Raw genomic sequence first — 12515 nt, 5'->3', positions numbered from 1 at the left:
ATCCTTTCCCCGGTCCGAAAGGATTTTTTTAATTTTCCACCATGAACAATCCGGACATCATTCCCAGTACCATAGCTTTTGTAAAACAGCAACTAGAGAATGCAGAAGGCGGCCACGACTGGTTTCACATTCAAAGGGTATATAACAACACCATGCTCATTGCACGCGATGAGGAGGTAGACATACTGGTCGTACAACTCGGTGCCCTGCTCCACGACATTGCCGACAGTAAATTCCACAACGGCGATGAAAGTGTCGGTCCCGCAATTGCCGGGGCTTTCCTCGAAAAGCAGAACGTATCCGGGGAAGTTACGGACCATGTGGTACAGATCATCCGGAACATATCATTCAAAGGGAGTTACGATACCAGAAGCTTTCACTCCCGCGAACTCGATGTCGTACAGGATGCCGACAGGCTCGATGCCATAGGGGCTATAGGCATTGCGCGTACCTTCAATTACGGGGGATTTAAAAACCGGGAATTATACAACCCGGATATACAGCCCAAACGTTACAAAACCAAAGAGGAATACAAGAAAAGTACCAGCCCTACCATCAATCATTTTTACGAGAAACTCCTTTTGTTAAAGGATATGATGAATACGGAAACGGGAAAACGGATCGCCCTGGAAAGACACCGTTATATGGAGAATTTCCTAGAACAGTTTTACAGGGAGTGGAACGGGGAAAAATAATTTTTACTATCTTTAATATCAGGTACAACCAAATCTCCCATGTATGAAAAAGTTATTTACCCTTGTTTTTGCAGCTTCCTTGTTATTGATCGGATGCAAAGACGAAAAAAAAGACTCGCAAAAAGAAGAAAACATCCCAAATAAAACAGAAACCTCAACCCCGGACGAAACCATAGATTTCTGCTTTTTGTCCACCGGGAAAGACATTCAGCGGGAAGACCGCATTATCCGCGACTCCACCATTCTCACACTTCATGTAGAGCAGAAAAAAGTCCGCGGTATACTCAACTGGTTCCCCGCCGAAAAAGACGGAAGAAGCGGCACGGTGGAAGGAACTATGAAAGACGGTATCATTCTGGGCAAATACACCTTTAATCAGGAAGGAATGACGGAAACCCAGGATATCCGTATAGAAATATCCGAAAAAGAAGCAAAGATCACTACAAACCCGGGAAAAGAGGGGGCATTATTTGTCCTGACCGCCGAAAAAACGGATTGTAATCCCTAAAAAAGTTTTAGCTGCCCGTCTTTGTAACTTTCATGGAGCGAGGTATTGAGATGCGGGTAAGACGCACCGGAAAAGTATTTTCGTTTTGCTATCTGAAACAGCGTGTGTATCTGCTCCGCTATTTTGCCCTCTCCTGTCATACGCTTACCGTAGCGGCTGTCGTTGAGGCTTCCCCCGTGACAATCTTCGATCTGGTGAAGTACCTTATCTGCCTTGTCCGGCATTGCTTTTCTTATCCACTCCGAAAATATCTGTCCTATAGCCCCGTTCAGCCTAACAATAGTATGCCCTATAGAGACCGCCCCGTTATCTGCGGCAGCCCTGGCCAGAGGTAATATTTCGTGGCTGTTGATCGAAGGAATTATCGGAGCTATCATTACATTGACAGGGATACCGTTTTCGGATAATTTGCGTACCGTTTCCAATCGTTTTTTTATACTGGCAGTCCGGGGTTCCAGCACCCTCCGGGTTTCTTCGGAAAGAGAGGTTACGGATACGTTGACCGCAACCAGGTTATCCGCAGCCAGTTCCCTGAGGATATCCAGGTCGCGCATTACCAGGGCATTCTTGGTAATGATCCCTACCGGATGCCTGTATTTCAGAAACACCTTCAGACATTCGCGGGTAATGAAGAAACGCTGTTCTGCCGGTTGATAACAATCCGTATTTCCCGAGAGTACTATGGTATGTGCCTTCCAGTTCTTACTCTTAATTTTTTCTTCCAGCAGCTTCGGTGCATTCTCTTTAACCAGGATACGCCGCTCAAAATCAAGGCCGGCACTGTATCCCCAGTACTCATGGCTATTACGGGCATAACAGTAAATACACCCGTGTTCGCACCCCTGATAAGGGTTCATGGAATACCCCATCCCCACATCCGGGCTGTCCACCTTGTTTACAATAGTCCTGGGAAATACTTTCAGATATCGGGTCTTGTTACTCTCTGCTTCCTCTCCTTCCAGCCTGCAATATTCCAGGAAATCATCCCTCATTTCATGCGACATTTCCAGGAACCTGTTCCTCACATTTCCCTGGGCTCCCCTTCCTTTTATGTAGGCATCTTTTTCCATAGTTTAAATTTACAAAACAGGAACAACAGAAAATGTTAAAGCACAAAGGGTTTATTAACAACAATTCTTATCTCTGAATATCAAACAGATACGAAACACCCCCCCTCCCGGCGGATGCAGGTCGCGAAAAAAAACGGATCAGGGTTATGAATTATGGAAATTACGTTGAAAACGGCAAGAAAGCCGGAACCCGATAAAACGAAATGGCACAAGTATAAAAAAATATTGTAGAACGTACTGCTCCGGCCCGAAAGCCATTGCCTTGTACATTCTACAATATATAACAGAGGGACTAACTATTACTTATAACTATAACAGTTACCCTTTATTGTATGCGCTATACGTTCTTTTCCACATGATCCATACGAACCAGCCAGGTGCGCATGTCTGTCTCACGGAAAATAATATTGCGGAGTTCCGAAACAGGAACACGTTGTTGCTCCATAGTATCCCTGTGACGGATGGTTACCGTGTCATCCTCCAGCGTCTGGTGGTCCACGGTAATACAAAACGGGGTACCCGCGGCATCCTGTCTTCGGTAACGGCGCCCTACGGCATCCTTATCGTCGTATTGCACCATGAAGTCCCACTTCAGTTCATCCACGATCTTACGCGCCACTTCCGGTAGTCCGTCTTTTTTCACCAGTGGCAGGATAGCTGCTTTGGTAGGGGCCAGCACTGCCGGTATTTTCAATACGGTCCTTGTGGTACCGTTTTCCAGTTCTTCGTCCTGCAGGGCATTGGAAAAGACTGCCAGGAACATCCGGTCCAGGCCTATGGAAGTCTCTACCACATAGGGCACATAACTCTCATTCAGTTCCGGATCAAAATACTGCAGTTTCTTACCTGAGTATTTTTCATGGTTCCCCAGGTCAAAATCCGTACGGGAGTGGATACCTTCCAGTTCTTTGAACCCGAACGGGAACCTGAATTCTATATCCGTGGCCGCATCTGCATAGTGAGCCAGTTTTTCATGATCGTGAAAACGATAGTTTTCTTCTCCCATTCCCAAAGAAAGATGCCATTTCAACCGGTTTTCCTTCCAGGTTTCGTACCATTTCTTCTGCTCACCCGGGCGAACAAAAAACTGCATTTCCATCTGTTCGAATTCCCTCTGGCGGAAAATAAACTGGCGTGCTACGATCTCGTTCCGGAAGGCCTTTCCGGTCTGTGCTATACCGAACGGAATTTTCATCCTTCCGGTCTTCTGGACATTGAGAAAGTTGACAAAGATTCCCTGTGCGGTCTCCGGACGAAGGTACAGGTCCATGGCACTGTCTGCCGAGGCACCCAGTTTGGTCCCGAACATGAGGTTAAACTGTTTTACATCCGTCCAGTTCTTCGATCCTGTCTCCGGGTCGGTGATCTCCAATTCTTCGATAAGTGCCTTTACATCGGCAAGGTCCTCATTTTCCAGGGACTTCCCGAGACGTTTAAGTATAGTAGCTGCTTTTTCCTGGTATTCGATAACTCTTCCGTTAGTGGCCAGAAACTGTTCTTTATCAAAAGCATCACCAAAGCGTTTTTGTGCCTTTGCTACCTCCTTCTCTATCTTCGCTTCAATTTTTGCCACATAATCTTCCACAAGCACATCGGCCCGGTATCGCTTTTTGGAATCCTTGTTATCTATAAGCGGATCGTTAAAGGCATCTACGTGGCCCGAAGCTTTCCAGGTAGTGGGGTGCATAAAGATCGCGGCATCTATTCCCACAATATTTTCATGCATCTGCACCATGGCTTTCCACCAGTATTCGCGGATATTTTTCTTGAGTTCTACTCCATTTTGTGCATAGTCGTATATTGCACTGAGCCCGTCGTATATTTCACTCGAAGGAAATATATAACCGTATTCCTTTGCGTGAGCTATTACTTTCTTAAAATGTTCGTCTTGATTTGCCATAGCGCAAAAATAGAATTTTTAACCGCGAAAAATAAGACATTCCCACCGAAAAAAGAGGGTTTTGTTGTTATTTTTTGTTACAAACCCTAAGTGTTTTCATATTGCTACCGGCTTTCATGCCTATTTACCGGGTAATCCTTAAATTTGAAAGAACCAAAACCTTAAAATTGATACTTGCTCTCCGAATTGTAAGGGATATATACAACCTGCTCTTTCCGGAAATGTGCCCGGGTTGTTCGGTCCGTCTATCTCCGGGCGAGCGTACCATATGCACGGTATGCAGGCACCGGCTCCCGGTGACGGAATACCATCTTATCCGCGAAAATCCGGTAGAAAAAATATTTTACGGCAGGGTAAAAATAGAATTTGCCGCAGCCTTTTTATTGTTCCGCAAAAAAGGAGTTGTGCAGCAGTTGATACACCACCTGAAATACAAAGGTCAGTCAGACATAGGAATATTTCTGGGGAAATGGTACGGGGCCTGTCTCTCGGAAACCGGTCTCCGAAACAAGATAGACATGGTTATCCCGGTGCCCCTGCATCCTAAAAAACAACGAAAAAGGGGGTATAACCAGGTTACCGCCTTTGCAAAATGTATTGCCGATGCCGTTAAGGCGGACTATCGTGAAGATATTCTTATAAAAACAACCAATATAAAAGCCCAGGCGTTTAAAAACAGGCTGGCCCGCTGGAAGGAAAGCGAAAGTATTTTTGATATCAGACAGGGAATAGCATTTGCTCCCTGCCACATTTTACTTGTGGATGATGTGATAACCACGGGAGCAACGCTGGAACGCTGTGCCCGTGCCCTGCAAAAACACGGGAATGTTAAAGTAAGTATTGCCGTTATGGCAATGACCGTGTAATTTTTAAAAATAATCGTTACTTTGTCAGGCGACAAACAAGTTTGTTTACATGAGACAAAAGGCAATAAATACAGGGCTGTTCCTATGCATTTTTCTGACCCTTCTGAATTGTGCCAAACGTGGTTCCCCCACCGGCGGAGAGAAGGATATAACACCTCCGAAAATGGTATTGGCAGAGCCCGATACATCCAGCACCAATTTCAAAGCGAAAAGGATACGTATCTATTTTAACGAATACATTAAGCTGAAGGATATCCAGAAGCAGCTTATCGTATCCCCGCCCATGAAAACCACACCACAGATCATGCCGCAGGGGAATGCCAGCAAATACATAGACATTAAAATAAGCGATACCTTAAAAGAAAATACTACATATGTATTCAATTTCGGGCAGAGTATCGTAGACAATAATGAAGAAAACCCGTATTCTTTTTTCAAATATGTATTTTCTACAGGAGATTATGTAGATTCCCTTACCGTAAACGGGTATATAACAGATGCCATTCAGAAAAAACCGGATAATTTCGTATCCGTAATGCTCTATGAAATAGATTCCACGTATACCGATTCTATCGTTTACAAGCAGGTCCCCACCTATATCACCAATACCCTGGACAGCACAAGTACATTCCAGATTACCAATATAAAGGCCGGGAAATATATGCTGATAGGGTTGAAGGATAATTCAGGCACCAATACGTATGTGCCTAAAACGGATAAGATTGCCTTTATTAAAGATTTTATCGATGTCCCTACCGATTCGGTGTACCGCCTGAATTTATTTGAGGACAATTCTTATTACCGGGCTGCCCGGCCGGTACTTGCTGCCAAGAACAGGATCATTTTCGGATATGAAGGTACCGTGAATGCGGATAGCATTGCCATAGATATGCTTTACCCCGAACCCCCTGCAGATTACAGGTACAGGATCATAAAAGACAAAGAGAAAGACACCCTGCATTACTGGTTTACTCCCCTTCAGGCCGATTCCCTTATTTTTAAGGTGACAAACCCGCGCGTCATGGTCCGGGATACTTTTACGGTAAAAATAAAAGAATTATATAGCGACACCCTTACCCTCTCTCCCGCACAAAAAGGGAGTCTGTCTTTCAAAGATCCTTTTTCCATCGGCGCCAGTACTCCCATCAGTTCGGTTACCAGGGAAAAAATCTCCGTTCTGAACAAGGATTCCGTCGCTGTTGATTTTACATCGGAGATCGATAAAAAAGAAAATCTTGTCCGACTCAAATGGGAAACACTTCCGAATGAAAAATATCAGGTTACCCTGTTACCGGGCGCCATAGATGATTTTTTCGGGGAAACCAATGACACGCTCTCTTACAACCTGAGCACCAAAAGCTTTGCCGATTACGGAAACCTCCGCATGATCCTGAGCAATGTCGATTCTTTTCCGATCATCCTTCAGCTTACTACGGAAAAAGGAGAAATAAAAGATGAGATTTATGCCGAAGAAACGAAGAGCTATTACGATTTCAACTATCTCAATCCGGGTAAATACCTTCTTCGGGTGATTTATGACGATAATGGCAATGGTAAATGGGATACCGGCGATTACCTGGAAAAGAGGCAACCGGAAAGGGTAAGTCATTTCCCGGGTGTCCTGGATATAAAGGCGAATTGGGAGATAGAACAGGATTTTATCTTAAGAGACCCCGCCCCGCCGGCACCCAAAACAGCTCCGGAGAAAGACAGTGTCCCGGCCAATATCGAAGAATAGTTTTCCGCAGGTCCTTTAAAAAGTACGGAAAAAGGTATCAAAGGAATTGGAATTCATCCCTGTCATCCAGAAAACGAAGTTTATCTCGGTAGTAGGTTATTTTCTCTTTATCCGGCGTAGCGTACAGGGTCTCCTCCTTTTGGGAAAATGCCATTTGCCGTCCGAGTACATCATATACGGCGGAATGTCCCGGATATTGATGTCCGTTGTGATCTTCGCCCACCCGGTTCACCCCGATACAGTAGCAAAGATTCTCTACTGCCCTTGCCTTCAGGAGTATGTCCCATGAACCTATCCGTGGGGAAGGCCAGTTCGCCACAAACAGGAGCAGATCAAAGTTTTCCGTATTTCTCGCCCATACCGGAAAACGCAGGTCGTAACATATAAGCGGACAGATCTTCCATCCTTTATATTCTACAACGAGACGTTTAGTACCTGTATCGTATACCTTATCTTCCCCGGCCAGGGTAAAGGTGTGTTTTTTATCGTAGTGCTCCACTTTTCCGTCCGGATAAACAAATAACAAACGGTTATAATATTTTCCCTGCTCCCGGATTACAATACTTCCTGTTATGGCTATCTCATTTTCCTTTGCTACTTCCCGCATCCATGTCATTGTTTCACCTTCCATATTCTCGGCAACCGTTTCCGGGTTCATTGTAAAACCGGAGGTAAACATTTCCGGAAGCACAACCAGGTCAGTGTCCCGTTGAAGTTCATTTATTTTTTGTCGCAAGACCTTCCTGTTTACCTGGGGTTTTTCCCAGACAAGAGGGGTTTGTATAAGGGCGGTTTTAATGATATCCTGCATAAAATTTACTTCTTAATTTCATACTAAGTTATAAATTTTTTCGCAAGGTCTTAAGTTAACGCATTCCCAATCCGCTTACATCATCTGCCGGGTATTCTTCCCATTCGTTTTTATCATAAGAGGTATTGGGTTCCATTGTTTCTGTTTTTCTCCGAAGCGTTTTGTCTGCTGCCCAGTTCTCCCCTTCAGGGACTCCGATGTGATCTATGATCATCCCGTTTTTCATGAGTATTATCTGGTCATCGCCGTTGAAGCCGAGCACACTCCCATGCGTACCGGTAATTTCTCCTCCATATATCTCAGCCCTGGGATTGGCAAAAACCAATATTTCACCCGGTTCAATAACCCCGGAGAGTGGCATAGTATATCTGCCATAATCCGAATTTCCATTATCATCCCTTGCCAGAACATACCCCTCCATATCTATATCCACATCGGTAGCATTATAAATCTCAATGTACTTATTATACGATGACCCTTCCGCATATTCTGTGATCATCAGGTTTGTTCCGCCCAGGCAATCTTCATAAGGTCCAGTAAAATCCAAATCCTCCGGGTTTCTGAGCAACAGGCAATACTCATCCTGGTATACGGAGACGATTCCTATAATACTTCCTTTCCCGTCATTTACCGTCTCCTGCGAAAAAGAAGCTTCTTCCTTAGTAAATACTTTTACGGCATTGGTACAATCCGTAACTACCTGTATCCCGGAATACATAACTCCCAGCGTTTCGAACTGCACGCTATCCATCCTCACCAGTCTGCTTTCATAGGCTTCCAGGTCATCATAAAGCATTAAATTTTCCGGTTCCGGGAGATGTCCGGGCTTTACGGAAACTATATTCTCCAACGGAATGTTCTTAATGTAAAGCAGACCATCGGTTTTTTCCAGGGAAGCACCGGTGAGGAAAAGTTCTATCCTGTCCCCCGGGTCCAATGTGTGCCCGGAAGTGAAAGAACAAACAATTCCTGCAGTGTCATCCTCTACTACGGCATTTATTCCTTCCGTATTTCCGGCTTCCCGGTCAGATAAAACCGTTGCCGTGATTTTTATGTTTTCGGATATCCCTACAGTCTTTCCGTCATATATACCCCTCACATAAGCAATGGTCGCATCGGCCTCCGCATCATCACAGGAATATACAATACCCCCGCACCGTTCACCATTGAAATCCAGGTCGTCCGTATCCCGGATGGTAAGCCGATATTTATTACCGTATTTTCCAAGTACCGCAGTTATTGTTCCGTTACCAAAAGGCAGTATTTCCGACTGGAAACCGGCATAACCGCTGTTGCGTAATATAATTTCTTCTCCGTTGCAGTTTTTTAGTACACGGTCCGTTCCGCTTTCTCCGACAACCGCATATGGCTGGCACATGTCTTCCGGGCTTACTTCCAGCCCCGTAATTCTCACCAGGGTATTTATCATTTTATCCTCCAATTCATTTACCGAAGCAGTTTCGGGGAGAATATCTACGGGATCCTCACAGGAAACAAAAATATGATCATGAACTTTGGAAGCAGGCAATCTACCTACGGACAAGCTCCCCCCTGCATTGGTAAACACCCCTCCGACCTTGAACGTCCCCTGGCTTTTACCCAGGTATAGCCCTTTTAACCGGATGTATATTTTTTTCCCTACGGGATATAAAAGATGGTAATCCCTTAAATCCAGATCGATCTGAAATCCTTCTTTCGCATGTTCCGGTCTGTCCTGGATATGCAGGGTTCCGTAAAAATTACCTGTCTTATCACTGGAGACAACATAGCCTTCTATCACTAGGTCTTCACGTATAAGCATTACCTCATCTCCATACAGTTGTTTGACTTCTGCAAAGGTAATAGCGGGCCCAGATTCTTTTTCTTCGCACCCTGTGCCCGGGGTTTCATAGGTACTGTTCACACAGGCCCATTGCAAAACCAGGAGGATGGTTACTGCATGTTTTTTTATTTTTTCCATATCAGAAACTAACTGCCAGATTTATAAAATAAGTACGCCCGAAACCATACCAGTACTTAGGTCCGAATGAAGGTACCCCTCTTGCCATATCAGAGGATAACTGGCCGAAATTACCATTGCGGCTCTGTTCATAGCCTCCCGTCCGGTATACAGTGTCAAATACATTATTAACACTTACAAAAAGTCCTATATATGTGCCATCTATCAGCCAGGATTTTCCCCCGGTGAGATTCAGGAGATAAAAATCATCCAGTTTTTCTTGTTTTAAAAGGGCAGACGCTGCTTCATCCGTAGCACCGGGAAAGTGCGCTCCTGTTTCGGGATTGACAAAAAAGCTGTCTGTCCGTGTTATTTTGGCTATATCCACATAATTCTCCGCAAGGTAATTTGCCGTCATTCCTACCCACCAGTAGTCCGGGTCCCTGTATTCTATCCCGAAAGAATAAGCCTGTTGCGGCCCGGTGGCCAGCTTGTAGTCTTTTATCGATGCCTCGCCAAGATCCAGGAACCCATCGGGATTTATAAGGTCTTCTTCTCTTCCTGCGGTATCGAAATTAATAGCAATATCGGCATTATCCGCATAGGTGAATTTCCCGTAAGCCCCGACTGCCGTAAGCTTTACTTCCGGGGATACCTGGTAAGATATGCCAAATTCACCTCCTATATGACGTTTTTGTATACCGCTGACTGTTTCCTGTACAAAGTCACTGCCCACACCGGCATCCACATAAAAGAAATTCACATCGGTGACATCTTCGAAACCGGTGTAATAACCACTCAATTTTGCCGTAAGCCCGGGTAAGCGAAGGAGATAGGAAATGTCACCGCTGATTACTGTTTCCGAAGTAATATTCTTTACAGATTCGTTATTCTCTCTCGGGTTCACAAAGGAATTTTGCAACAGGGGCGCTCTGGAAATGTACCCGCCACGGATACTCAAAGTATGCCTCCCCGTAATGTGGTACTGCCCCCCGGCTTTCACACCGTAATCCGAAAATTTAAGGGCATCACTTTTCCCTGAGGAATTCGCTGCGAAACGTTCATTTAAAAAATGGCCTTCTCTCTGGTAACCGGTATATCCTAAATTCGCTGCAAAAAACGCATTCCACTTTTTGCGCTCGGCCTGCAATTGCACAAAACCCTGCGCCTGTTTTGCGTATATACTATAATCGTAATTGAACGTATCTCCTTTATATTTTAAAATTTCGCCGTTTACATCGTTCTCGGTGTCGGTAAAAGGATCCTTATCTTCATGGAAATCCCCTCCCAGAAGGTCACTTATGCTTGCATAGTTTTCCGATGTTGATGTTTTATAGGTGCCCCCTGCGTCTACTATCACCGACTCCCCCAGGCGAATGCGTGCCGAAGCATGGAACGTAAGTACAGTTTCATCCGAATTGTCGTCATACAGTATGTAGGCACTTTTACCTTCTTCTGACGGATTGGTATTTATGCGATACAAAGTGCCCCAATCTATCTGGGGGTTTTCATAAAACCCTTCCCTGGCCAGAGCAGCATTTTCAAAGTTGGCGCCCGACGGGCTATTAATGTAAAAACCGGGTAAATAACGGTAATAAACCGGGTCCGGGTTCGGGGCGTTGTAATATCCAAGCCTGCCCCTTCCATAGGTCCCGGACTGCCAGGAAGCTCCCACCGAAAGCCGGAAATTGTCGCTTTCATGGAAATAGGACAGCAACGCCACCGGTTCTTCTATTTTTCTTTCCCTGGAATTACGGATATCACCATCCTGCATGCCCCAATACGGATTATATTTTCTTCCTGCCATATCAAACACTTCCCCTGTTATCGCCGCCGAACTTCCCCTGCGATTGGGCGCATAGATCCCCAGAAACTGAAGACTGTTTCTCTCGTTAAAACGGTATTCAACCGCACCGAAAAAGGACCAGGCATCGTACAGAGTACCGTCTATATACGCTTCTCCCGCCCATCGCCTGGAAGCAGATAGAGTATATGCCAAACCATTCTCCTGCATGCCCGAACTATATGTAGCCATCAATCTGCCATTGTAAAACCTGTTGGATGCGGACGACGATATCCGGAGACCCGGCCTGTATTCCGAAGCTCTCATAATGATATTGGTACTGCCCAGTACTCCCCCGAAATGATACGGAGAGGGGGACAACCCGAAAAAGAGTTCCTGGCTCCTGGTGACATCATTCAGACCGCCCCAGTTATTCCATTGGGGCCTGCCGTTGAACATTCTGTTCATGGGAACGCCATTAAGCATTACAATACCTTCCCTGGAATCGTAGCCCCTTACCTTGAAAAAGGCCTGGCTGAAATCAAACGCCGCCCTTTGCAGGTATACGTCTCTCGTAGCCTGTAATATGCCGGATGCAACATCCGCCCCGCTCTCATCATCTGCCAGTTCGTTATCTGTTATAATGGCAAGGGTCTCTGACATTTCTCCGGAGATATCCTCTTCCAGGAACACATCTCCTATATCCACATCTTCCTTCTCTGTAACAATTACGGGAAAAGTCCTGGTAAGATATCCGTCTGCACTGATACGAAGTGAAAAATGACCCGGAGATATCCCGCCGAAGACAAACGTACCATCCGTTCCGCTACGCTGCCTGTGTGCGGTTCCCTCGATACGGATGTGAATGTCTTTCAGCGGGACCCGGGTACGATAGTCCAGTATCCTTCCCTTGACACGGGAAAATGTCTGTCCGAAACCACAATGTATGTATGGTAATAAAAACAGTAGTAGTAGTTTTTGTTTCATGTTCCGGTTTGTTTTTAGTTGGAGTACAGGCTTTCAATACATTATACTATACCCCCTATTTAATTCTACACCACAGAATGAAAGGAGTCCCAATTTTTCAGCATAAAATTTTTCTATAATAGCCGAAGCCCCCAAAAACACTGTAATTCAGCAGGTTTAGATTTTGATGATCTTTATGCCTACGGATACTTTTTCTATCTTTCTCCCGATAATCGTAT

At 45.1% G+C, this 12515-nt stretch carries 9 protein-coding genes; 4 read left to right on the top strand and 5 right to left on the bottom strand.

Annotated elements, in window-relative coordinates; translation table 11 throughout:
* The first annotated feature begins 41 nt into the window (after positions 1-41).
* Both ED312_RS02220 and ED312_RS02215 read left to right on the top strand, forming a co-directional pair.
* A complete protein-coding gene (locus tag ED312_RS02220; protein WP_123214371.1) occupies positions 42-695 on the top strand; it encodes an HD domain-containing protein in 654 nt (217 codons plus the stop codon).
* Positions 696-738: 43 nt separating this feature from the next.
* Positions 739-1203, top strand: a complete 465-nt coding sequence (locus ED312_RS02215; protein ID WP_123214370.1) for a hypothetical protein — start codon at positions 739-741, stop codon at positions 1201-1203.
* On the opposite strand, the gene ED312_RS02210 is transcribed toward ED312_RS02215, so the two are convergent.
* Both ED312_RS02210 and ED312_RS02205 read right to left on the bottom strand, forming a co-directional pair.
* Positions 1200-2273: a PA0069 family radical SAM protein gene (locus ED312_RS02210; protein ID WP_123214369.1), complete on the bottom strand. Its 1074-nt coding sequence runs from the start codon at positions 2271-2273 to the stop codon at positions 1200-1202. The two genes, ED312_RS02215 and ED312_RS02210, sit on opposite strands and share 4 nt — an antisense overlap.
* 337 nt (positions 2274-2610) lie before the next feature.
* A complete protein-coding gene (locus tag ED312_RS02205; RefSeq protein ID WP_123214368.1) occupies positions 2611-4173 on the bottom strand; it encodes a glycine--tRNA ligase in 1563 nt (520 codons plus the stop codon).
* 167 nt (positions 4174-4340) lie between these two features.
* Here ED312_RS02205 and ED312_RS02200 point away from each other — a divergent pair, with 167 nt between their 5' ends.
* Positions 4341-5039: a ComF family protein gene (locus ED312_RS02200; protein ID WP_240642993.1), complete on the top strand. Its 699-nt coding sequence runs from the start codon at positions 4341-4343 to the stop codon at positions 5037-5039.
* Positions 5040-5088: 49 nt separating this feature from the next.
* Positions 5089-6777 (top strand): Ig-like domain-containing protein, encoded by a 1689-nt coding sequence (locus ED312_RS02195; protein WP_123214367.1) that lies wholly within the window; start codon positions 5089-5091, stop codon positions 6775-6777.
* Positions 6778-6814: 37 nt separating this feature from the next.
* On the opposite strand, the gene ED312_RS02190 is transcribed toward ED312_RS02195, so the two are convergent.
* From ED312_RS02190 to ED312_RS02180, 3 genes are read right to left on the bottom strand one after another with little or no spacing between them, the layout of a single operon-like run.
* Positions 6815-7588, bottom strand: a complete 774-nt coding sequence (locus ED312_RS02190) for an amidohydrolase (protein WP_123214366.1) — start codon at positions 7586-7588, stop codon at positions 6815-6817.
* Positions 7589-7643: 55 nt separating this feature from the next.
* On the bottom strand, positions 7644-9548 hold the full coding sequence (locus ED312_RS02185; protein ID WP_123214365.1) for a DUF5689 domain-containing protein: 1905 nt from the start codon (positions 9546-9548) through the stop codon (positions 7644-7646).
* A gap of 1 nt (position 9549) precedes the next feature.
* Entirely contained in the window at positions 9550-12297 is a 2748-nt protein-coding gene (locus ED312_RS02180; protein ID WP_123214364.1) for a TonB-dependent receptor, read from the bottom strand.
* Between the last annotated feature and the right edge of the window lie 218 nt (positions 12298-12515).

Source organism: Sinomicrobium pectinilyticum (assembly GCF_003725735.1).
Lineage (GTDB): Bacteria > Bacteroidota > Bacteroidia > Flavobacteriales > Flavobacteriaceae > Sinomicrobium > Sinomicrobium pectinilyticum.
The sequence above is the reverse complement of the archived record's forward strand: the minus strand, read 5'-3'. Positions and strand labels throughout refer to the sequence as shown.

Excerpts from the sequence above, each read along its gene's own strand:
- ED312_RS02185 (WP_123214365.1), bottom strand. The coding sequence starts at position 9,548 with ATGGAAAAAATAAAAAAACATGCAGTAACCATCCTCCTGGTTTTGCAA.
- ED312_RS02180 (WP_123214364.1), bottom strand. The coding sequence starts at position 12,297 with ATGAAACAAAAACTACTACTACTGTTTTTATTACCATACATACATTGT.
- ED312_RS02220 (WP_123214371.1), top strand. The coding sequence starts at position 42 with ATGAACAATCCGGACATCATTCCCAGTACCATAGCTTTTGTAAAACAG.
- ED312_RS02190 (WP_123214366.1), bottom strand. The coding sequence starts at position 7,588 with ATGCAGGATATCATTAAAACCGCCCTTATACAAACCCCTCTTGTCTGG.
- ED312_RS02210 (WP_123214369.1), bottom strand. The coding sequence starts at position 2,273 with ATGGAAAAAGATGCCTACATAAAAGGAAGGGGAGCCCAGGGAAATGTG.
- ED312_RS02195 (WP_123214367.1), top strand. The coding sequence starts at position 5,089 with ATGAGACAAAAGGCAATAAATACAGGGCTGTTCCTATGCATTTTTCTG.
- ED312_RS02215 (WP_123214370.1), top strand. The coding sequence starts at position 739 with ATGAAAAAGTTATTTACCCTTGTTTTTGCAGCTTCCTTGTTATTGATC.
- ED312_RS02205 (WP_123214368.1), bottom strand. The coding sequence starts at position 4,173 with ATGGCAAATCAAGACGAACATTTTAAGAAAGTAATAGCTCACGCAAAG.